This is a genomic window from Senegalimassilia faecalis, from assembly GCF_004135645.1.
In the GTDB taxonomy this organism is placed as follows: Bacteria; Actinomycetota; Coriobacteriia; order Coriobacteriales; family Eggerthellaceae; genus Senegalimassilia; species Senegalimassilia faecalis.
Map to the genome: position 1 here is coordinate 836,747 of NZ_SDPW01000001.1, position 21,833 is coordinate 858,579.

The 21,833-nt window shown below is 64.0% G+C and carries 16 protein-coding genes and 1 pseudogene; 2 read left to right on the forward strand and 15 right to left on the reverse strand.

The annotated features are described in order from the left end of the window. Positions 1-255 precede the first annotated feature (255 nt). The 3 genes from ET524_RS03545 to ET524_RS03555 form a co-directional block, all read right to left on the reverse strand. Positions 256-1,995 (reverse strand): FAD-dependent oxidoreductase, encoded by a 1,740-nt coding sequence (locus ET524_RS03545; protein WP_129423369.1) that lies wholly within the window; start codon positions 1,993-1,995, stop codon positions 256-258. Beyond that, positions 1,985-2,581 (reverse strand): cytochrome c3 family protein, encoded by a 597-nt coding sequence (locus ET524_RS03550; RefSeq protein ID WP_129423370.1) that lies wholly within the window; start codon positions 2,579-2,581, stop codon positions 1,985-1,987. Before ET524_RS03550 ends, ET524_RS03545 begins: the two co-directional genes overlap by 11 nt. Positions 2,582-3,187: 606 nt before the next feature. After that, the gene (locus ET524_RS03555; protein ID WP_236648244.1) at positions 3,188-3,643 is read right to left on the reverse strand and encodes an Hsp20/alpha crystallin family protein; all 456 of its coding nucleotides are present in this window, start codon (positions 3,641-3,643) and stop codon (positions 3,188-3,190) included. A 1,185-nt stretch (positions 3,644-4,828) separates the two neighbouring features. Here ET524_RS03555 and ET524_RS03560 point away from each other — a divergent pair. Further along, entirely contained in the window at positions 4,829-5,542 is a 714-nt protein-coding gene (locus ET524_RS03560; protein ID WP_129423371.1) for an NUDIX domain-containing protein, read from the forward strand. Between the two features lie 192 nt (positions 5,543-5,734). Here the strand turns inward: ET524_RS03560 and ET524_RS03565 are convergent, their stop codons facing one another. The 6 genes and pseudogenes from ET524_RS03565 to ET524_RS03585 form a co-directional block, all read right to left on the reverse strand. Then, positions 5,735-6,034 carry a YerC/YecD family TrpR-related protein gene (locus ET524_RS03565; protein ID WP_129423372.1) on the reverse strand — a complete coding sequence of 100 codons (300 nt, stop codon included), beginning with the start codon at positions 6,032-6,034 and terminating at the stop codon, positions 5,735-5,737. Positions 6,035-6,127: 93 nt separating this feature from the next. Then, the gene (locus ET524_RS11690; protein ID WP_201738873.1) at positions 6,128-6,523 is read right to left on the reverse strand and encodes a hypothetical protein; all 396 of its coding nucleotides are present in this window, start codon (positions 6,521-6,523) and stop codon (positions 6,128-6,130) included. A gap of 128 nt (positions 6,524-6,651) precedes the next feature. After that, positions 6,652-7,197 (reverse strand): annotated as a pseudogene (locus ET524_RS12160) (carbohydrate-binding domain-containing protein); the annotation flags it as partial. Then, positions 7,109-7,474: a DUF4956 domain-containing protein gene (locus ET524_RS03575; protein ID WP_236648245.1), complete on the reverse strand. Its 366-nt coding sequence runs from the start codon at positions 7,472-7,474 to the stop codon at positions 7,109-7,111. The pseudogene ET524_RS12160 and the gene ET524_RS03575, both read right to left, overlap by 89 nt. A 100-nt stretch (positions 7,475-7,574) precedes the next feature. Then, the gene (locus ET524_RS03580) at positions 7,575-8,378 is read right to left on the reverse strand and encodes a polyphosphate polymerase domain-containing protein (RefSeq protein ID WP_129423373.1); all 804 of its coding nucleotides are present in this window, start codon (positions 8,376-8,378) and stop codon (positions 7,575-7,577) included. A 382-nt stretch (positions 8,379-8,760) separates the two neighbouring features. Then, positions 8,761-9,504 (reverse strand): class I SAM-dependent methyltransferase, encoded by a 744-nt coding sequence (locus ET524_RS03585; protein ID WP_129423374.1) that lies wholly within the window; start codon positions 9,502-9,504, stop codon positions 8,761-8,763. Between the two features lie 695 nt (positions 9,505-10,199). On the opposite strand from ET524_RS03585, the gene ET524_RS03590 reads away from it, so the two are divergent. Next, positions 10,200-11,336 carry a hypothetical protein gene (locus ET524_RS03590; RefSeq protein ID WP_129423375.1) on the forward strand — a complete coding sequence of 379 codons (1,137 nt, stop codon included), beginning with the start codon at positions 10,200-10,202 and terminating at the stop codon, positions 11,334-11,336. Between the two features lie 956 nt (positions 11,337-12,292). Here ET524_RS03590 and tsaD read toward each other — a convergent pair. The 6 genes from tsaD to ET524_RS03620 form a co-directional block, all read right to left on the reverse strand. After that, complete coding sequence (tsaD, locus tag ET524_RS03595; protein ID WP_201738640.1) at positions 12,293-15,061, reverse strand: tRNA (adenosine(37)-N6)-threonylcarbamoyltransferase complex transferase subunit TsaD; 2,769 nt, start codon at positions 15,059-15,061, stop codon at positions 12,293-12,295. A 72-nt stretch (positions 15,062-15,133) separates the two neighbouring features. Continuing rightward, entirely contained in the window at positions 15,134-15,784 is a 651-nt protein-coding gene (gene tsaE / locus ET524_RS03600) for a tRNA (adenosine(37)-N6)-threonylcarbamoyltransferase complex ATPase subunit type 1 TsaE (protein ID WP_129423376.1), read from the reverse strand. Between the two features lie 206 nt (positions 15,785-15,990). Next, a complete protein-coding gene (locus tag ET524_RS03605) occupies positions 15,991-16,857 on the reverse strand; it encodes a bifunctional 5,10-methylenetetrahydrofolate dehydrogenase/5,10-methenyltetrahydrofolate cyclohydrolase (RefSeq protein WP_129423377.1) in 867 nt (288 codons plus the stop codon). Positions 16,858-16,872: 15 nt separating this feature from the next. Further along, positions 16,873-17,484: a cyclodeaminase/cyclohydrolase family protein gene (locus ET524_RS03610; RefSeq protein ID WP_129423378.1), complete on the reverse strand. Its 612-nt coding sequence runs from the start codon at positions 17,482-17,484 to the stop codon at positions 16,873-16,875. A gap of 376 nt (positions 17,485-17,860) precedes the next feature. Further along, positions 17,861-19,549 carry a formate--tetrahydrofolate ligase gene (locus ET524_RS03615; RefSeq protein ID WP_129423379.1) on the reverse strand — a complete coding sequence of 563 codons (1,689 nt, stop codon included), beginning with the start codon at positions 19,547-19,549 and terminating at the stop codon, positions 17,861-17,863. A gap of 338 nt (positions 19,550-19,887) precedes the next feature. Beyond that, entirely contained in the window at positions 19,888-21,654 is a 1,767-nt protein-coding gene (locus ET524_RS03620) for a helix-turn-helix transcriptional regulator (RefSeq protein ID WP_129423380.1), read from the reverse strand. Positions 21,655-21,833: the final 179 nt, after the last annotated feature.

Here is a 21,833-nt window from a genome sequence, read left to right on the forward strand (position 1 = left end):
CTGGGACAATAAGGAATCCAGCTCCCACGCTACCTCGACCATTCGCATTAAGCCCCAAACTCGAGCGAGTTTGGGACAATCCGGGTCCGCCGAACTCGAGCAACCACCTGAAAACGCAAATACGCCGCGGCCTTTCGGCGCGCGGCGCTGCAGTTGGGCGAGACGTTCGCGGCTCTCGCACCGAATAATCTTGCGATGGGACAAAGGGGCAGTCCCTTTGTCCCGGTTTGCGTTACCGAACGGTTGCCTGCCGGCTTACGCCTGGCCGGTTGCCGCCAGCATGCCGGCGCGACGACCTTCGACCATGGTGCGGCCGCAGGCCAGGCCCGTGAACAGGTTCGGGTAGCTGACGCTGAAGAAGCCGCCCGAGCAGTCGCCAGCCATGTACAGGCCCTCGATCTCGGAACCGTCCTCGCGGAAGGGGTGCATGTTCGTGTCGATGCGCACGCCGTCGAGCGTGGCCAGGAACCATGCGCCGGTGCGGATGCCGTAGTACGGCGGGGTCTTCAGCGGCATCAGACGGTAAGGCTCCTTGTTGTAGTCCTCGTCCTTGCCGTTCTCCGCCATCTGGTTGTAGCGGTTGAACGTCTCCACGAAGTTGTCCACCGGGATGTTCAGCTTCTCGGCCAGCTCCTCGGGGGTGTCGGCCTTCTGCAGATAGCCCTTCTCCAGCAACGGATCGAAGAACATCTTCGGCATCAGGTTGATGCTCATGTTCGACGGGCTGCCGTTATCGAACGGGTACAGGCGGCAGCAACCCACCTCGTTCATCTGCTTGACCTGCTCGACATAGTCGCTGTCGAAGATATCGCAGTAGGTGTGGCCAGGCTGCATGATGGTGGAGTGCAGCATGTAGTCGTAGGGACCGGATTCGTTGCAGAAGCGCTTACCGTTCAGATTGACCTTCATGAACGGCTGCTCGCCGAACCACCACCACTCGCCAACAACGCCGTCGCCAGCAAGCTCGTCGGGTTTCACGCACGCACGGTTGAACGAGCATGCGGCGCCGATGGGGTCCATCTGGCCACCGGCCCACAGCGCGGCCTTGATGCCGTCGCCCGTGGGGTTGCCGCCCTTGCCCGGAGCCGCAATGCGAATCTTCTGGTTCCAAGGCTGGCGCGCCTCCATCATCTCCAGGTTGTTGCCGTAGCCGCCCGTCGCCAAGATGACGCCCTTGGGGGCGTTGATGCGGATGTAGTGGCGGTCGTTCACGTCGCGGGCGATGATGCCGATTACGCGGCCGTTCTCGTCCTGCTCCAGCTTGATGAGCTCGGTGGACCAGCGGAACTCGGCACCCTTCTCCTCGGCGTACTCCTTAAGCGACACGCCGAAGTTGAAGTTCTTGTCCTCTTTACCCTTATCGGTCTTGTTCGGGCTGTGGCCGGTCGCCCACGCCTTATCGCGCGCACCCTGACCCTCCGTGCCGACGGAGCCTTCGAACTGCATGACCAGGCGACCGTCGCGCTCGACGATCTCGGTGAGCCAGTCGATCAGGGCGCCGGATTCGTTCGCCCACACCTTCACCAGGTCGTAGTCGATGAAGCCGTTGGCATAGCGGACGATGTCCTCCATGGCCTCCATCTTGTCGATCTTGAACTGCGGGTACTCGTCGAACGAGGCCAGCTGCAGCTTCGAGTCGATGGCGCCGATATCCTCGCGCGGGGCGAGCACGGTGGGGGTGCGGTCGATGCCGAGCACCTTCGCGCCGTTTTCCGCGGCGGAGATGACGGCGGGCAGGCCGGCGGTGCGGCAGCCCACGACCAGCACCTCGGTGTCGATGGTCTCGGTGATATCGCGCTCGGCGACCTCGGGAGCCTGGCCCAGCCAGCTGGGCGTGCCGGGCACCTGGCCGGCGGTTTCGCGCACCGGCTCCTCGCCGGCGGGGACGGTGTAGCCGTTGCCGCAGCCGGTCAGCGCGCCCATGGCGGCAGCGCCGATGGCCGTGATGCCCGCGCCCTTGAGGAAGGTGCGACGGTCGAGTCCGTTATGCTGCATTCGGGGCCTCCCATCCCTCGGGCATGTTCAGATTGTGGCACTGGTTGCACATGAGCACGCTCTTCTCGTGCGCCTTGTGGCAGTCGCCGCACTCGAGCGCCAGGTCCTGGTGGCTGCTGTGCGGGTTGAACTTCTCGTCGTTGCCCTCGAAGCCCCAGGTGCTGGCGACCACGTCGTCCATGTCGTGGCAGCCGCTCTTGGCGCAGAACTCCTCGCTGGCCATGTCGGCACCATCCGCCAGCTTCGTGCCGTCGGCGGTCATGGGATAGTCGTCGGAGGTCCACTTCATGACCTCGCCCACCTGCTCGGTGATCACGGGCTCATGGCAGCTCAGGCAGTTGTTGCCCGCCTCGGCGTGGGCGGTCACCAGCATGCCCTTATCGCCGCTGTAGTACGTGTCCACGTAGCTGTCCATGGGGCTGTGGCAGATGGAGTTGCAGAAACTGGGCGTCTCGTGCCACACCCAAAAGCCTGCGCCTGCCACCACGATCACGGCAGCAATGACGCCACCGACGATCCAGCCGCGCTTGGCCTTGCGCTTCGGCGCCGGGGCGCCGGGCTGGGAAGCGTTGTTCTCTTCAGCCATTCGTTCCTCTCCTTCTCTCAGGGATCGGCAAGCTCGGTGGGTGCGACGGCGCCTTGAGGAAGGCGTCATGCGGCTGGTACCAGCAACCGCGATTGGCGAAACGACGCGCTGCACCGTGCTCCACCCACCGGGCTTGCCGTGGGGGCTCATTCGCCCCCGTTGACGCGCCTATCATGCGCCCGCCGGGGTGCCCGCGCCTAGTACCCCCGTGGGGTGAAGTTGCGTTTCCGCAGGTGAGAAGCACGCAAGGTGACCGCAGGATGATACGAGGGTAATGCCTTGAGAAAGGGCAAGCAGGTGCCAGGATGATGCCCGCGACACCTGCGGATGGCGTCTTGACAATTCACGCCACACGCGAAAAGCCCCTTCGCGGGCGAACCGCAAAGGGGCTTTCGAAGGAGAGTAAGAGAGGGAAAGAGGAGGATGAGCGCTCGGGCGCGGCTGCGCGCCTGGCACGTGCCGCGACCGTTTCGGAAGCCGCGCCTTCGGCGGCGTCCCGCGCCCGCGCCTGCCGGCACGGGCAAGCAAGATACCCGCCGCCACGCTCAAAGCGGCGGGCCTTGCGGTCCGTGCCGCCCGATTGCTCAGGCGGCACACCGCAGGCAATTAGTCGATGGAAATGGAGCGCGAGGTTTCGGGCTCGGGCTTTGCGACCTTCTTCGGCACATCGATCTGTAAGGTGCCGTTGTCGAACTTGGCCTTGATGTCGTCTTCTTCGATGTCGTCGCCAACATAGAACGTACGGCTGCACTTACCGGTGAAACGCTCCTGGCGCACGTACGTGCCTTTCTTGTCCTTATCCTCGGACTCCTGCTTCGTTTCAGCGGTGACGGTCAGGTAGCCATCTTTCAACTCAGCCTGCACGCCTTCCTTGTCGAAGCCCGGCAAGTCGATGGTCAGTTCGAAGCCAGTGTCGGTTTCGCGGATGTCGGTGCGCATCAGGTTCGGTGCGGTCTTAACGCTCGGCGCAGCCATGGTGCCGAAGAAGTTGTCGAATGGGTCGGCCATCAAATCATTGAAAAAACGATTAGAACGAGGTACCAGCATGGACATCATTGTCATCTCCGTTTCCTAGGTGCGAAACCTTGCCGCTCAGCGCCGGTTGCCACGCGACCGAGGCGCCGTGCCTGCTTGCGCCGCCGAACGACCGGCTTTCGTGCGCCTTGTCGACGCTCCGCAAGCCCATCGCCCGGCCCGCGCTTTGGCGGGCGGTTCGTTCCGCAACCCCTTGGTTGCTTTCGTTGCGGCCCCGCTTCGGGGTCCGCTCCTTTGAACAGTTATCGTTATAGTCCCTTCGTTAGCACTCTGCAAGCGAGAGTGCTAACGCGTTACCTTCGCGTCATTTTTGCGTCACAATTCGGGAACTATTCGCGAAACCGCCCGCGAAGTTGGCGCGGAAACGGCGCGAAGGCGGCGACACATATCCCGAGCGAAAGACCCAACGGTTGTGGGCGGTTTGAGCAAGCGAAATCGCCAAAGCTAGACCCCATGCCTACCGCGACCTGGCCTTATGCGCGCTCAACCCCCAAGCGGGCAGCAAAAAGCGCCCAGAACTGCAACACCAACGACAATTCCAAGGGCGAAAACCGCCCAAACCGCCCAGAACAGAAGTACACGTGCAAGGCGTCTTCATGCGGCCTTCACCTTTCTTTAAGCTTGCTTTCAGCAGGAGCCCGTACTATAAGGCTCGTTCCTTTTCCCTTCCCTATGGGATTGCGTCTTCCCATCCGCAATCCCGCAAGCGCGTCTTTCCCATCCGCGCTTGCTATCGCCGCGGAACTTCCCGTCCGCGGCGCAGACGAAGGGATGCGCGGGCTTCCCACCGCGCGTCCGCGGGGCGGCAGATTCTCCCATCCGCTGCCCCGCTTCCCTGACCGGGCCGCGTCTTCCCATCCGCGGCCCGGCTGCGGCGCAAGGCTTCCCACCTGCGCCGCAGCGTCTCTTTGGCGGCCGCGCTTCCCATTCTCGGCCGCCATTTGCGTTTTTGGCCCCGTGCGCCCATGCGAACGCACAAGTACCCACGCGATCGCGCAAGCAAGATGTCGCCAGCGAACAAGCGCGTAGGCACGCGAGTGCCCGCCATCCAGCAAGCATGCGGCGGAGTCCCCCATCCAACCAGCAACAACCGCACGCGGCGGATCCCGAAACGCCATGCTCGCCGAGCACGGCGCGCATCCTGCGCACTTCGCGCGCGATGCGGGGCTTGCTTGCGCTACCATGGTTGCGACCAACGCGAAAGGACGAATCATGCAGCGAGAAACGCCCCAACTGAAGAACATCGAGCAGGTTTCCGAAGGCTGGGTCAATAAATATGTGCTGACGTACGTGCTGCCCGACGGCACCGATTATCAGTACGAAGCCGTATCGCGCAAAGGCCTGGATGCCTACCGCGCCGAGCTTGAACGCCTGGGCAAGCGCAGCGACGCCGCCATTGCCGCCGTCGACGCGGGCGCCGAGGACTTCGGCGCATCCGTGCTTGAAGAGGCCGAAGGCGTGACGAACCTGGCCGAGAAGCGCGTGGCCGACGCCGTGTCCATCGTGCCCGTCACGCGCCGCAACGAGCTGGTGCTTATCCGCGAGTTCCGCTACCCGCTGAACAGCTGGGTCATCGGCCTGCCCGCCGGCCTGGTGGAGCCCGGCGAAAGCTACGCCGACGCCGTTGACCGCGAGTTGCGCGAGGAAACGGGCTACCGCCTGCGCTCCGACATCCCCAAACCGGCCGCCATCGATCCGCTGCCGCAATCGGGCCGCTCATCCACCGGCATGAGCGACGAAAGCGTGCTGACCGTGTTCGCCCAGGTGGAGAAAGACGAGGAGCAGCACACCGAACGCGGCGAACTTATCGAGGTGTTCACGCTGCACCTGCGCGACGTGCAACGTTTCCTGAAGCAGAATCAGCTTCCGCTAGGCACGCGTTTGCAACTGGTGCTGGAAATGTTCGCGCGTAGCACCGACTTCTAGCGGTCGCTGCCGCCCACCGCTCAACAATCGGGCGGCAACAGCCCTTGGGGCAATGCGAACGAAAGGAAGCCTCGTGCCGGCTCCTTTTTCGCTCGCTGTTTCAGGCAGCCGTCGTCTCATCTATTCCCAAACGCAACGTGGCCGGGCTCCTTGAAAGGCGCCCGGCCACGCGTTTTTTCTGGCTGTTCTGGTTTACTTGCCTTTGCGCAGGTCATCCAGCACGTTGAGCGCGGCGTTGTAGCCGCCCGCCCCGTAGCTTAGGCATTTCGACACGCGTGCGATGGTGGTTGCGGATGCGCCCGTGGCCTTTTCGATGGAAGCATACGAGTTGCCCGCGTCAAGCTGGCGCGCCACGGCCAGGCGCTGCGACGTTTCGCGGATTTCGCGCACCGTGAACAGGTCCTCAAGCAGCTGGAAAATGGTGTCCTTGTCGTCAAGGGCGGACAACACCGCCAGCAGGTCTTCGACCTCGGGGGTACGCAGCTCGCTCATGCCATCACCTTTCCTGCACGCTTCACGGATAATGCTGCTTCCATTGTACTCCAACCGAGTAGAGCGCTAAAGAACTCCGCAATCGGGAGGCTTTTAGCGGCGCTGGACGCGCACGTCGCCGGCCTGGCCGGCGGCCATGGGGCTGTCGCCTTGACCTAGCCCGCCAAGACCCGAGCTTGCCGTGCAGCTGGCGGTGATGGCGGTTTCACTGCCGCCCGAAACCGTGCCGGAATCGGTGTAGCCATCGGCATTCGCGCCCTCGACGCTGCCGCCGACGACCAGTGAGTACTCGCCGCCCTCGGTAAACGCAGGGCTGGACGCCAGCACCATGCCGAACTGCTTCGCGGCCGTGAACGACACCACCACGTTACCGCTTGCGTCCACCACGGCAACCGTCTGACCTGCAGTTCCACTAGTCGCAGCCATAGCGAAAGCCTGCATACCGCTGGTGAAGTTCTGCGCCATGCCCGTAGAGCCCACCACCAACACGGTACCGCCGTTGACCGTGCCGCTAGGTCGTAATCGAACGCGCCATCACCGCTGCTGGTGGGACCAGCCACCAGCAGCACGCCGCCGTTGACCTCCACGCTGCCGTTGCCGTCAACGCCGTCGCCGGCCGCATCCACCACCAGGTAGCCGCCATTGATTTGGATGAGGCAGTTCTCATCGCCCATGGTCATGCCGCCACCCTGGCCGCCTTTGCCACCCTGGCCTGCGCCCTCAGCGAACGCATTGTCGGGAGCGCCACCGTTTGCCGCCGCCTCGCTGTCTTCGGGAGGCGTGGGCGCGTTGCCGCCTTGGCCGCGCTGGCCCCTGGCGGCATCGCCTGCGGATGCGGCGTCGTCGACCGTTGCGTCATCGGCGTTCGCGGCCGCACCGTCGCCCGCCTGGATGTCGAACGTGCCGCCGTCGATGCTGACGAAGCCCTTCGTCGGCTTGCTGTCCTTGTTCGACTTGATGCCGTCGCCGCCTGCCGCAATGGAGAACACGCCGTCGCGAATCTTCACACTGTCACGCCCGCGCAGACCGTCTTCCACTGCGGAGATGTTGTACGTTCCCGATACAACGGTCAGGTCATCCTTCGAGCACACCGCATGGCGATATGCCGCGGTCACGTTCAGGGTGACGCCGTCGGCGGAAGCGGTTGTGCCCGAGCCGGAAATCGTTGCGGAATCGCACGAGGTCGAACACGCCCATGACGGCGATACCCGCACCCAAGTTGCCGTTGACCAGGGTGATTACCATCTGCACGATCAGCGGCAGCAGCGCCAAGGTCACCACGAAGTTCTTCGAGTAGTTGTGCCGGAACATGTAGATGCACGCCACGGCCGCGCCCAGCACAATGGACGCCGCGCAGCACATGAGGAAGCCGACAGCAGAAACGCTTGCCACCAGGGAATCGGTCGTTCCGAAGACCGAGGCCAAAGCTGCATCAAGCACGGCAGTTCTCCTTTCGGGTTGGGGTTACGCAAGAATGCGGATGCTACGCACGGTGCGAGCGGAAGGGCTTGCGGGCACGCCGCAAGCGATGCGCAAAGAACTATGCAATCGCCGCGGCCGCGCTGTTGCAATTGGCAGCCGCACGCTCAACGGCCTCATAGGCAGCACCATACTTGCTGAACGACGACGGGAACACCGCACAGCCGTTCAGCGCCTCGACCAGCCACGATGGGAACGCCGCGCCCGTTTTCACTTCCATGATCACCTCGCCGAGGCCCAGCAGCGGGTGATACGACTCATCGAAGTGCTTTCCGGAAGCCATGGCATCGCGATACGACACGCCCGCGTCGAATGTGATGCGCAGCCCCTCGGCGTCGGCACCCGGCAGCGGCGCGTACGCCGTGCGCTCGCACACGACGTACATGGACGGACGCAGGTTGCGGTAGCGCGCCACGAACGAGTCGATCTCGCGCGCTATCTGGAGGCTGCGCGACGCCAAGGCTTCAACCTGCTGCAACGGATCCACCAGCGGGTTCATTGCGCACGCGTTCTCGTACGGCACGCCTCCCATCAGGTACGACAGCGCTGCCGCCTGCGAGCAGCCCACGCGACGCTTGTACACGATGCCGTCGTACTTCTTCTTGATTTCCACGTACACGCGCTCGGATTGCAGCGGCGTGCCGTACGAGCGCACGCGCAGCTTCTCCTTGTACAGCGGTTTTTCCAGGCTACGCGCAATCAGGTCGCGGCTTGGCGTGTCGAAGTACAGGCTGGTGATGCGCGTGCGGCCGTATTCGTCGGCGGCCATACGGCCAGCCAGCGCGTCAAGCACGCAACGATGTTGCTTCGCGTTTAAGCGGTATTTGACCTCTTTGCGTTCAAAAGTGTCGGTGAATGAAGCCATCGTTGTTCCTTCCGGCGGGCGGTGCGCCCAATCGCAGGGGCAAGTTCGAGGCTTGATACTACCCAGATGTCCTTAAAGCTGCCTGAAACCTGGAAGGACGGCAACCTACACACTTTGCGAAGCCTTGAAACGCCAATCGCGAATGAACGCCCAGCAGAAGGTGCGCGAAGCGCGCAGGCCCCCTCCGAGCGCGCGATGCAGACGCGCCCCGGAATCCCCGCGGTGGAGCGCATCGCACAGCCCCGGCATTTCGGCCTGCGCGCAGCAAAAAGCCCGCGGGGTTCGCGGGCTTTCGGGTTGCTTGCTATTCGGTTCGCTGCGGGCTGCGGTTCGCTCTACGAGCCACGGCACTGGTTGCGGTTCGTTATCCGCAAGCGGTTCGCTATTCGGGCTTTTTCGCCACGTGAACTGCGGCGATGCCGCCGGTGTAGTTCTTCCAGGTCACATCGGTGAAGCCAGCCTGCTCCATCATGCGCGCCAGCCCCTGCTGATTCGGGAACGCCTTGATGGACTTCGCCAGGTACACGAAGCCGTCGCGGTCGCCGGTGATGAGGCCGCCCCAGAACGGAATAAGGTGCTTCAGGTAGAAGTTGTACAGCGCGCGCCACACCACGTTCGGCGGCGTGCTAAATTCCAGGCACACCAGGCTACCGCCGGGCTTGAGCACGCGGAACATTTCCGCCAGCGCGCGCGGGCGGTCGGGCATGTTGCGGATGCCGTATGCCATGGTGATGGCATCATAGCTGGCGTCGGCGTACGGGATGTTTTGCGCGTCCACCACCTCGAAGTCCACGGGTACGCCGTCGGAAGCGCCGTCGGAATAGTGCGCGCGGGCCACGTCGAGCATCTCGTTCACCAGGTCGGTGCACTGGATGTGGCGCGGGTGCTTGGCGCGCGCCACGGTGAAGCTGACGTCACCCGTGCCGCCGGCGATGTCCAACACATCGTCGTTTGCGCTGATGGGAGCCTGTTTCATCATACCGGCCAGCCACAGCTTGTACGCGCCGAAGCTGGAGATGGCATTGAAGCGCTCGTACTTTTTCGCGATGGCGGAGAAGATGTCCTTCACGCGTTCGGACGAAATCTCGGCCGGCGCTTCCTTGCCGGTGGCGGTATCGATGGCCATGCGGTTGTGCTCCTTGCGTATCGTGCGGCGCCCGGCAAGCCCGGGCAGTTTCGTAGGGCGCCGCCTACGGGCGCCGTCGAGTTCTGCGTTGCAGGCGCCGCTGTGCGCGACCGCCCCGCAAACGCCCTCGTGAGGTTCAGCACCTTAGTATAGCCGTTCGATCCGAGCACCCCACGCTGGCAAGCCCAAGCACACGGAAACGGCCTTGATTCCCCGCCGCCGCGGCGCGCGCCGAGGATGACGGTGGGCAGCTATCGCAGCAACGTCGGATTCGCGCCTTTCGAGGAGACGGTGGGCAGCAGCAGGGATGGCTGCGGGCAAAATCGGCAGCGGCAAGCGCGACCGGGCAAGCGGCGACAAGAATCGACGATTTCTGTAGCTCAATGGCTTCGGGATTCGGCCTGTGGCAAGAATATGGGATTGCTGTAGCGTCGAACGCCCTCAGGAGATACAGGAATCCCGCATTCTTGCCAATCCGCCGCGTTTCGCGCTAGTTCTTGCTACAGAAATCGAGGATTCTTGCCAAAAACCCACCTTCAGTTGCTCGCAGCTACAGAAACACGCTTTTCTTGCCTAACCCGCCCCTCAACCCATTCGCGCCCGATTCGCCCGCCCCTCAACCCATTCGCGGCTCGATCCGCTCGCCCCCAATCCGCTCGCCGCCCGGTCGATTCAAGGCAAATCAGGGCCCGAAGATGCCGGCGATAGACAAATCTTGCAGGTTATCCTTCCGGGAACACACCGCGGTCTTACCCGCACGCCTTTCGAACCTTGCACATATCTTACCGAAATCTTGCACGCAAATTATCCCTGTTCACAAGCCATTTTTCGCAGCTTTTATCTGTTATGATGCCCCCATGACAATCATCATTAGCCATACATCCGCCCTTCGCCTGCTCAGACTTCCCTCTATCGACGGAAGCATGTTCACTGCGCAAATGAGTCCATCGGCCGCAAGCAATGCGCTTGACCGCACGCAACCTTGCGCCGATGAAATTTCCGAATTTCTTGCACGACACCACTTCCCCAATGGCGAGAAGCTCCACATCCTCATCCCGCGCGAAGATGCACGCACCAGAAGCGCCCTGGCAACCTGCCACGTCGAGCCCGCAGCCCTTCCCAAAGGCGCACTGATTCGGCTTTCCGACGGCAATTGCGCGTGCACGCCAGCGTTCACGTTCCAACAGCTTGCCGCAAAGTTGCCACTTGCGCAGGCCGTAGCGCTTGGATTCGAGCTTTCGGGTTCCTACCGCCTTAGCCCCGATTGCGAAAAATCGTTCCAAGCGCGCCCGGCCCTTGCCGCTCCAAGCCAGCTTCGACAGTTCGCCGAAGCGCACCATGCCCATCGGGGCGCGCCGAAGGGTAGCATTGCGGCGCGTTACGTTCTGGGCGACTCCGCTTCGCCGATGGAGACCATCACCGCAATTCCGCTTGTGCTCCCCTGCCGCTACGGAGGATACGGGCTGCCCGCGCCGCATATGAACCACACGATTCAACTTCCCGAAAGCGCCCAGCGCACCTGCGGGAAGCGGTATCTTGTTGCTGATTTGTTTTGGCCTGAGCAGCAGATTTGCATGGAATACAACAGCACGCAGTTTCACACCGGCTCCGAGAAAATCGACTCCGATGCACGCCGGCAAACAGCGCTTTTGGACGCCGGAATCCAGGTAATCGAGGTCACCGCCGCGCAGGCACTCAGCGCAGACGGCATGGATGCCATTGCCATCACACTTGCGAAAAAGATGGGGCGAAGGATTCGGCCGGTGAAATCGTGGCGTGCCGCGCAAAGCCGCATGCGTCACGATCTTCTTATCTGGCATGGGCTGCATTAAGGCGAAGCGATGCCGCAAGTTGACTGCGCGGCGCCCCACGCATGACGGCAAGTCCCGGCCCAAACGATGCCGCGCCCCTTGAGTGCACGACGCGAATCCGGCCGAGGCGATGGAGATGCCCTTCGAGCACACGGCGTCAAAACCCGAGGATGCGCCGACGACCGTCTGGCTCCCAAGTTTCCGCATCCGGAATCTTTGCGCAGGTCAAGACGCGAGCTTTGCGGGAATGCACCCGCGGAACGGGGTCGAGGGTTGCTGGATGGCAAAAAACTGGTGTTCCTGTATCTCTGGGTGCCCAATTCAGTGCAGCTGGCAAGAAATCGGGAATCCTGTAGCGCGCCGAGGGCACTTAGACGCCGAATTGACAAGAAATTGGGATTCCCGCATCTGAGGAGAGGGTTTCTCCATACAGGAAGCTGCTTTTCTTGCCATCAAGTGAAGAAAACGGCCCCGCAGATACAGAAACGTCAGATTCTTGCCAGCAGATAGACGGCGCTACAGAGGGCAGGGTATCCGAAAGGGTATCCTCAGAACGGCGCGATGGAAAGGGGCATCCGGAACGGCGCCTTCGAGGCAACACGCCTTCGAGGCGGCGTGACGGGAAGGCGTACCCCAGGCGAAGCCGCATAAGCGGCGCCCCGGGTAGTGCGTTCGGAGCAGCGGCATAGGAAAGCGCACACGCGAACGATGTCGCCGAGAAACGAGCTCGAGACCGTGCGTCTCGGCGATGCGAGACGACGCGTCGAGGGGCGGCAATCCGGGACGACGATACGAGACGGTACGTCGGGGCGACGCATCCGGGGCGATGCGTTCGGAGCTGCGCGCTCGGCGGGGCAATGCGGCTGGAGGGCGCATTCGAGACGATGCGTCAGGGTGGCTGCGAGCAGCCGGTGCGGCAACATCGGGGAGCAGCGCCGGTGGACCCGCCGACGGATGTGCTGACGGGCGGGCGTTTGCTAGTAGGGTTGTTCCAGGTCAGCGTGGGCTTGGGCGTCGGTTTCCAGGCCGTAGAACTTGCCCTGGCGGAAGCGATCGAGCGCCACGAGCGCGATCATGCCGGCGTTGTCGCCGCAGGCGGAAAGCGGGGGCATGACCAGGCGCACGTGCAGTTTCGCGCACAGCTTCTCGTACGCGGCGCGCAGCACGGGGTTCGCCGCCACGCCGCCCCCCAGGCAGAACGTCGGCGCACCTGTTTGACGCAGCGCCATCTCGGCCTTCTTCACCTGCACGTCCACCACAGCCGCCTCGAAGCTGGCGCAGATGTCGGGCATGTTCAGCGGCCTGCCGGCGGCGCGCTCGTTGTTGATGTACGTGACCACAGCGGTTTTCAGGCCCGACAGGCTGAAACGCATGTCGCCGGAGTGCATCATCGCGCGCGGAAACGCGATGGCCTCCGGATTGCCCTTCGCGCCCTGCGCCGACACCACCGGCCCGCCCGGGTAACCCAGGCCCAGCGCCTTGGCAACCTTGTCGAACGCCTCGCCCACCGCATCGTCGATGGTGGCGCCCAGCACACGGTAATCGCCCCAGTCGCGCATGTGCACCAACATGGTGTTTCCGCCGCTGACCAGGGAAACCACCGCCGGCGGAGCGAAATCGGGCGCGCCGATCTTGTTCGCGTACAGGTGGCCTTCCAAGTGGTTCACGCCCACCAGCGGCTTGTCGGCCGCCCAAGCCGCGCCCTTGGCGAACGCCACGCCCACCACGAGCGCGCCCACAAGGCCCGGCGCGTACGTCACGCCCACGCCGTCAAGGTCTGCCCAGGTCAAGCGCGGCATACCCAGGCGTTGCGCCGCCACGTCGAGGCATTCGTCGCACACGCCGCAGATGGCCTCGATGTGCTTGCGGCTGGCAATTTCGGGCACAACGCCGCCAAAGCGGGAATGGAAGTCGATCTGGCTGGCCACCACATCGGACAGCAGGTTGCCCTCGCCATCGACGATGGCCGCCGCCGTCTCGTCGCACGAGCTTTCGATGGCCAGCACAAGCGGGCGCACCAGCTTGGCCGCAGGCTCGGCGGCAACTTGGGCGTTGTGCGCCTCGTCCACGCGCAGATGCATGCCCGCAACGTCGACCTGGTGAGGTGCGGGCTCAGAGTCGGCAGCAGATGCCGCGCTCACTTCGCTATACGAGCCTTCGCTGCAGGGGACATTTGCGCAGGTGGCCGCAGCGTCGCCGCCTTCGCGCACGGCGCGTAGCGCGCGGTCGCTTGCGGCTGCCGAAACGGCGGACCCGCCAATCACGCCTTGCAGCGGACCTTCCATGATGACGGCGTCCTCACGATCGGAATAGTAGCGCGGACGCTTGCCGACCGAATGCATGCCCAACGATTCGTAGAATGCCTGCGCACCCGCGTTCGAAGCGCGCACTTCAAGCGAGCACGTGGTGGCGCCCAGGTCACGCGCATCAGACGCCACACGCGAGATAAGCGTGCGCGCAATGCCGCGACGGCGCCACGCCGGGTCGGTGCCGATCTTGAGGATTTGCACCTGCCCGTCCACGATCATGCCGCCCGCATAGCCAACAAGCTGCAGCCCGTCGCCCGCGGCAGCAAGCGAAGGTGTCGGCGCAGCACCATCGTCATCAGGGGAAACACCGTCGGATACGCAGGAAGCGCCAGCTTGCGCCGGGCGCGCGATCGCAGACGAGGAAAGCGCCCCGTCAGCACCTTCGCCTTCGCCAGCCTGCGCCGGCGCGTATGCTGCCCACCACGTGCGGTCAGGACGCGGAAGCTCGTCGGCAACCAGCGCCGCGTTCCACGCATCCGAGCCCATGACCTGCGCCTCCATGGCTGCAACCGCTTCGGCATGCGCCGCGTCGAGCGGCTTGTACGTGATGCCGTGCTCATCGGCGCGCGCGTTGAGCACGGCCGTGTCGTGCATGGTGGCGTGTTGATCGCGGCGCGGCGCCACGTCCTGCACGCCCGTGGCAAGGTTCTTCGGGTCGTTTTTCGCCAGGCGAATGCGCTCGTTTTCCTCGGCGTCGGACAGACGCGTGTACACCGGCAGCAGAAAACCCGGGTTGTGACGCGCCGCATCGAACGGGTCGGCCTGGCCCGCGCGCCACGCCGCCCGCAGCGCCAGCAGCAGCCCGGTGCCCGTGGGCGCCCACAGCTCCTCGGGCAGCAACGCGCCCGCCGGAGCGAACAACTCCGCGTACTTCTTCAGCCCGTCGCCCGTAAGCGAAAGCGTGCCCGCCGCAGCGCCACCGGCACCGGCAGCGCCGCCTTCGCCAGCTAGTTCCTCGGCTGCCACCTGGGATTTCACCACGCGGTCAGCTTCCAGGCGCTGCACGCCCGCATCGTCAAGCGCATAGCGAACGGGATACACCTCGCGGCGCATAGCGTCGGCCACCACGGCCAGGGCACCGCGCGCGCCCGCGGCCCACGCGTGCCACGCCACCGCATCAAGCGACGACACGCCCACCAGCGCCGCGCCAAGCGCCTGCGCGATGCCCTTCGCCGTGGCCATAGCAATGCGCACGCCCGTGAACGACCCCGGGCCGCGCCCCACGCACACGCACGCAAGCTGCCCACGGCTGACGCCGGCGTCTCGCAGCAGGGCGTCCACGCGCGGCAGCAGCTGCGTGTTCGACGCTCGGCGGGCCTCAACTTCCAGCGTTGCCACCGGCTCGACCGCGCGCTCGCGCACATCCAGCCGCCCCAGGCCCATAGCGATAACCTCGTTCGCCGTATCGAACGCCAGCACATATGCAGCTTCAGGCACAGCACTCCCCTTGCTTCTTGATTCCAGTTACAAACAACGGGCAATCGAACACGCAACCGCCCTCCAACGCGGCTATGCGTCCGTTGACGTGCGGCCCGCATCCCCATCGGTGTCGGAAGCCGTTTCACCTGCGGAAACGCCAGCATCTTCAACGCGAATCGGCGAGATGGATCCCGTGGTCATGGGCGCACCGCCCGGCAAGATGAACCCGCCGGCGTTCGCCGTGGTCTTCGACAGGCGCGCCTTCGAGTCGTTCGCCCACACGGTCAGAAGCTGGCGCGCGCGGTTGCCCAGCGCGTGCGCGATGATGCGGCGACCGCCCTCGGGCGTCACCAGGATGCGCACCTCAAGGTAGCCGTACGGCAGCGCGCCAGGGAACTTCTCGCCCCACTCGATGAACGACACGCCATCGGCGTCGATGACGTCGTAGTATCCCGTGTTCTCCAGTTCGTCCGCATCGTCAAGGCGATACAGGTCGAAGTGGTACAACGGGATGCGCCCGTCGTGATATTCCAGCAGGATATTGAACGTGGGGCTGGTCACCTGCGCGGAAACGCCCAGGCCAGCCGCCACACCTTGCACAAATTGGGTTTTACCGGCGCCCAAATCGCCCGAAAGCACGACGACGTCGCCCGGATGCAGGTACGGCGCCAGCGTTTCAGCCAGCTGCTTCGTGCTTTCCGTCGAGTCGGTTTTACGTGCGTATGTCAGTCCGTTAGCCATAATGCAGCCATGATACGACAACGCGCAACAACTTGCACCCCTGCCACGAAAACGGCGAACAAGCAGGGAAAAGAAGCGGCGGACGGGACAGACCGCACCGCAAAAAACGGGGAGGAGCCACTGCCCCTCCCCGTTGAAATCGTGAAACCTGTTACGGAACCCGACAAACGACCTGTCCCTTTGTCATGCCCCTTAGCTTGCCGGCCCTATTTCGCTTGCGCGGCTTTCAGTTGCGCTTCCGCTGCTGCCACGGTGTGCTCCATGGTAAGGCTGGTGGTGACGGTGCCCACGCCGCCGGGCACGGGCGTGATGGCGTCCACGATGGGCTCGACCACCTCGAAGTCCACGTCGCCGCACAGCTTGCCGTACGCATCGAAGTTGATGCCCACGTCAAGCACCGTCTGACCTGCGCGGAAGTACTCGCGGCCATACGCGCGGGCCCGGCCCGTGGCGCAGATGACGATGTCGGCCGAGCGCGAAATCTCGGACAGGTTTTCGGTGCGGCTGTGGCAGATGGTGACGCTGGCGTTGCGGCGCAGCAGCATCATGGACACCGGCTTGCCCACCACCAGGCTGCGGCCGATCACCACCACATGCTTGCCGGCGATGGGCACCTGGTAATGCTCGAGAATTTTCACGCACGCCGCCGCCGTGCACGGAGGGAATCCGTCGGGCGCATCGGTGAACACGGCCGCCAGCGACGCCAGCGAAATGCCGTCGACGTCTTTCGCCGCGGCCAGCGTGTTGCACATGGCCTTCTCGTCCATGAACGTGGGCAGCGGGCGGAACATCAGGCAGCCGTGCACTGTCTTGTCGTAGTTGATGGACTGCAGCGTGGCTTTAAGCGCCGCCTCGGGGGCGAACTCGTCCAGCACGTACGGCTTCGTGTTGATGCCCAGGCCAGCGGCGCGTTTCACCGCTGTTCGCTCATAGGACAGGTCGTCGGGGCGCTGCCCCAGGCGCACCAGCGCCAGCGTAGGCACAACGCCCTGCTCGCCCAGCGCCGTGATGCGCGCACGCATGTCCTCCGCCATGCTGTCGACAACGGGTTTTCCTTTTAGCAACGTTGCCATACGTCCACGTCTTCCTTACGAAATAGCGTCTTTCACGAACGCGAACACCTCGTCGCAGCGCTCGCGCGTCTTCGCAACCAGGCGATCCGCCTCCTTGCGATAGCCCTCGGCCCGCGCATCGTCGGCCATAGAGGCCACGTTGATGTACACGTTCAAGCTGGCGCCGTCCACCGCCGCCCGCGCGAACGCCGCAGCCACGCCCGCATCGCTGCGCGCCATGCGGCTGCCGTTGTACGCCAGAAACTCGGTGTGGTCCACCACGACCGCGGCCGTGCGCATAATGTCAAGCGGCACCTCGCACGCGTCCACCAGCGCAGCTTGGATGGCCGCCTCTTTCGCAGCCTGCTGCTCGGGCGTGTCCTTCGGCATACGATAGGCCGCCGCCAGCGGGCCGAACGCCTGCGCATCCTCGCCCACCAGCTCAAGCAGGCGGCGACGCAGCGCCGCAAGCTTCTCAAGGCGCATGTACACTTCGGGCTCCACCTGCGCAAACGACTTCTTTCCAACCGTCAAGTTGCCCACCATGGAGGCAAGCGCGGAAGCCAGCGCCCCGCAATACGCGGAAGCCCCGCCACCGCCCGGCGTAGGAGCCGCCGAAGCAAGTTCTTCAACGAACGAAGTGTCCATGCATTCCCTTTCGATATCCCCATCGCAGTGTCCCGCGAGTACCCGAGGGCCGTTTTCGGTCGAGCTTTCGCTCGACCCTACAGACGGCTTCCGGAAACGTCTCCGCAAGCCGCACGCGAATGGTTTCCGGAAATGTCTCCGCAAGTCATACGCGAGTGGCTTCCGGAAACAATCCCGCAGGTCAACCTCTTTCTTCCGCCAAAGCAGTCTGAAAGATCGACCTCAGGCCCGGCAACCACCACGAACAAGTTAGCCAAGGCGGAGGTCGGGCGATGCCCACAAAGCGAGTTCCGCACGAGCCAAAAGCCCCAGTGGGGCTTTTGTGCGAGCAGGACTGTCTGAGCGACTGGGCGTCGCCCGTCCTCCGCCGCCGGGATTAGAACAAACCCGTGATTTTGCCGGTTTCGTCTACGTCGATCTTGAAGGCTGCGGGGCTTTTGCCCAGGCCCGGCATGGTCATGATGTTGCCCGTCAGCGCCACCACGAAGCCGGCGCCGGCGCTTACCTTGACGTCGCGCACGGTGATGCGGAAGCCGCGCGGCGCGCCAAGCTTCGTCTGGTCGTCGCTGAAGCTGTACTGCGTCTTCGCCATGCACACCGGCATGTCGCCAAAACCCAGCTTCTCCAGTTTCGCCAGCTCCTTGGCTGCCTTCCCCTCGAAGTCGACGCCGTCGGCGCGGTAGACGCGCTTCGCGATGGCCTCGATCTTCTCGCGCAGGCCCAGCTCGCCGTCGTACGCGAACTCAAACGTGTCGGCGCTGCGGCCGGCCTCGTCACCCTGCTCGCACAGGCGCACCACCTCGTCGGCCAGCGCCAGGCCGCCTTCGCCGCCCTTCGCCCACACCTCGGACAGCGCCACGTTCACGCCCAGCTCGCGGCACTTGTCCTCGACCAGCTTCAGCTCGGCCTCGGTGTCGGTGGGGAAACGGTTGATGGCAACCACGCACGGCAGCTTGTACACATTCGTGATGTTCTCCACGTGCTGAAGCAAGTTGGGCAGGCCCGCCTCAAGCGCCTCAAGGTTTTCCTCGCCCAGCTGGTCTTTCGCAACGCCGCCGTGGTTCTTCAGCGCACGCACGGTGGCCACAACCACCACGGCGTCGGGCTTGAGCCCCGTCAGGCGGCACTTGATGTCCAGGAACTTCTCGGCGCCCAGGTCGGCACCGAAACCAGCCTCGGTGATGGCGTAGTCGCCCAGCGCCAACGCCATGCGCGTGGCCATGATGGAGTTGCAGCCGTGCGCGATGTTGGCGAACGGGCCGCCGTGCACGAACGCCGGCGTGCCCTCAAGCGTTTGCACCAGGTTCGGCTTCAGCGCGTCTTTCAGCAGCGCGGCCATGGCGCCCTCGGCGTGCAGGTCGTGCGCGGTGACGGGCTGGTCGTCGTAGGTGTAGCCCACCACGATGCGGCCGAGGCGTTCCTTCAGGTCGGTGATGGAAGTGGCCAGGCAGAAGATAGCCATAACCTCGCTGGCCACGGTGATATCGAAGCCGTCCTCGCGCGGCACGCCGTTGGCCTTGCCGCCCAGGCCGCACACGATGTTGCGCAGCTGGCGGTCGTTCATGTCCACGACGCGCTTCCACGTGATCTTGCGCACGTCGATGTTCAGTTGGTTGCCGTTGTGGATGTGCGCGTCAAGCAGCGCCGCCAGCAAGTTGTTGGCCGCACCGATGGCGTGGAAGTCGCCCGTGAAGTGCAAGTTGATGTCTTCCATGGGGATGACCTGGGCATATCCACCGCCCGCAGCGCCGCCTTTGATGCCGAACACGGGGCCCAGGCTGGGCTCGCGCAGCGCCACCACGGGGTTTTTGCCTTGACGGTTCAGCGCATCGGCCAAACCGACGGTAGTGGTGGTTTTGCCTTCGCCGGCCGCCGTGGGGTTGATGGCCGTCACCAGCACCAGCTTGCCCGGCGTGTGCTGCTGGTCGCGCAGCAGGTTGTAGTCGACTTTCGCCTTCGTGGTTCCGTACTGCTCCAGGTATTGCTCGGGCACGCCCACCTTCTCAGCGATGGCGCTGATGGGTTGCGGGGTTGCAGCCTGGGCGATTTCGATGTCGGTCAACACGTCGGGCCCTCTCTCTCGTCTGGTTGAGGCACCTCGGCGCCACGCGCGCGGGGTGCGTTGGTCGTGAGGGACATTCTAGCCGGAATGTGGCGCGACGCGACGCACGCCGGCGCCAGGAAACATAGATTTCAAGGCAGCGGCAATATTGGGGTCTGAAAGGACACAGTTAAGGAAGAACGGTGAAGAAAGTACCCGTGGGCGAACAAGGATTTCCGCGAAAAAGCCCGCGGCAACGGAAGCAAAAACCGCAGCGAAGCCACGCGAAACCAAAACATCACCCGATTCCGCGCTCTATCGGCCGGGCCCGCCACCGCAAGCCCGATAAAGCCTGCCAGGCATCAGCTATTTCGCGCCTCGCGGACCAAGGAAAACAGTTCCTTGCGCGTATGCACGCCCGTTTTGGTGTACACGTGGCGCACGTGCGACTTGGCAGTGTTGAACGACACGCACAGTTCCTGCGAGATTTGATCGATGGTGCGTCCGCGGGTCAGCAGCACAAGCACCTCCGCCTCGCGGTCAGACAGCCCGAAGCGCTCGGAAACCGCACCACAGCTCTCGCGCAGCGCATCGAACGCCGCCAAGGACGCAGCGGCCACGCCAACGGAAGAGGAAGAGGCGGCGCATGCAAGCTGTTCCTCGCTGCAGGACTGCGAAGCGGTGCCGCAACCCTCTGCCGCTGCGGCAACTTGCGCAGCATCGGCGCCGCCGGAAGCACCCGCCTCAGCCGCGACCCGCACGTCCGCATCCGCAAGCGCCTGACTCGCCGCAACATCGCCCGACGCCCCGAGCGGGCAGCCCTGCGATCCCGCCACCCCACAGCCAGAAGCCGCGCACGACGCGGGCACAACCGGCTCCTCGGCGCAACGGACGCGCGGCTGACGCGACCCGGGGGCGTCGCCGACACGCAGAGGGCCCATATCGGTTTGAGCAAGCATCTGGTCGATGGTGCCTTCCTTGAGCACTACCATCGACACCACCACCAGCACAAATACCATAACCACGGCGAACGCCATAAGCGAGTCGGCATTCTCGGCCATGCTTGGCGCAGCAAGCGTGCAGCCAAGCCAACCGACGGTCGTGCCGACGGCCGAGGCGCCGCGGCCGAAGCCGAACACCATGACCGGAGCCAAATCGGTACGGTTCGCCACATGAGCAAGCAAGCACCACACGAACAGGATGAACAGATTGTAAGCCGCACCGATGATCATGCGCTGCACCGGGTCGTAACCGCCCACAAGCGGTACCACGATGATGCCAAAGCAGCCAAGCACGATGATGGGATAGTACAGTTTGCTCAAGTCGAACCCGCGGTCGATGGCGCCGCCAACGGCCAGCAGCAGCAGCGCTACCACGGACACGGCGAACACCATAAGCGCATGTCCATGGCTCGACGACACCGCGCCAGCTAAGTCGATGTTCGCCCCCATGCCATTGTAGAACCCGGCAATGGCGGAAAACGTTGCAATGGCAATCACAAGCTTCATGAAGAATCGCGCAGGCAGCGATTCGGTGGGAATGACCTCACGGCCGGGGCGGCCCTTGCGCGAGGGGTCGAATGTGACGGTGCACAGCGCCGCCATAAGCGGCAACCCTACACACAGCACAAGCCTCAGCTCATGGGGCAGCCCGATGACCACGAAGTAGAGCCCACCGGCAACAACGAAGGCCGCAGCGGCGTTGGTCATCGCCTTGCGCGCAGCCATAACCGAGTACATCATGCCGAAGCGCAACGACACGAATGCGGTGCCGACGCCCGACAGCACGCAGCCCGTCCAAAACAGCGGATTGCCCGCATCCTGGTCGGTCAGCCCGACCATGCCCGTGGCAAGCGAAGCGATAAGCGCAGCTATCGCCACGAACTTGACGCTGGCCACCAGCTTCGCCGCGCGTTTGTGCAGCAACGCCGCGGCCAGCAGCGTAAGGGCCAAAGCGGTGGTGGATAGCAAGTACATGACGGTCTGAGACGACATGCCGTTAATCCCAGCAGGATAGCTGAACAGCACGTCGCTGCTATAACACAGGAAAATCCAAGCGTAATAGCAGCCAAACCCCAAATATTTGAACGCAGGCCATTCGGCCTCGATATTCTCAAGCCATTGCCTCAAGCGGCACCCCTCCTCATTGCCAGCGCAAACCGCGAAGCCTCCCCAGAGACGCCTGGACGCGCACGCGAGCCCCCTATTCGCCTTCGATTATACCAGCGCGCGGCTAATACGCCGGACGCAAGCGAGCGCACAGCCCATCCGCGTGCGCAGATGCGGGGTTCGCGCCTTCCCCAAGGCCC

Bases quoted from the DNA above. Each gene is read 5' to 3' on its own strand.
- ET524_RS03545 (WP_129423369.1), bottom strand. From the start codon at position 1,995: ATGCAGCATAACGGACTCGACCGTCGCACCTTCCTCAAGGGCGCGGGC.
- ET524_RS03550 (WP_129423370.1), bottom strand. From the start codon at position 2,581: ATGGCTGAAGAGAACAACGCTTCCCAGCCCGGCGCCCCGGCGCCGAAG.
- ET524_RS03555 (WP_236648244.1), bottom strand. From the start codon at position 3,643: ATGACAATGATGTCCATGCTGGTACCTCGTTCTAATCGTTTTTTCAAT.
- ET524_RS03560 (WP_129423371.1), top strand. From the start codon at position 4,829: ATGCAGCGAGAAACGCCCCAACTGAAGAACATCGAGCAGGTTTCCGAA.
- ET524_RS03565 (WP_129423372.1), bottom strand. From the start codon at position 6,034: ATGAGCGAGCTGCGTACCCCCGAGGTCGAAGACCTGCTGGCGGTGTTG.
- ET524_RS03580 (WP_129423373.1), bottom strand. From the start codon at position 8,378: ATGGCTTCATTCACCGACACTTTTGAACGCAAAGAGGTCAAATACCGC.
- ET524_RS03585 (WP_129423374.1), bottom strand. From the start codon at position 9,504: ATGGCCATCGATACCGCCACCGGCAAGGAAGCGCCGGCCGAGATTTCG.
- ET524_RS03590 (WP_129423375.1), top strand. From the start codon at position 10,200: ATGCCGGCGATAGACAAATCTTGCAGGTTATCCTTCCGGGAACACACC.
- tsaE (WP_129423376.1), bottom strand. From the start codon at position 15,784: ATGGCTAACGGACTGACATACGCACGTAAAACCGACTCGACGGAAAGC.
- ET524_RS03605 (WP_129423377.1), bottom strand. From the start codon at position 16,857: ATGGCAACGTTGCTAAAAGGAAAACCCGTTGTCGACAGCATGGCGGAG.
- ET524_RS03610 (WP_129423378.1), bottom strand. From the start codon at position 17,484: ATGGACACTTCGTTCGTTGAAGAACTTGCTTCGGCGGCTCCTACGCCG.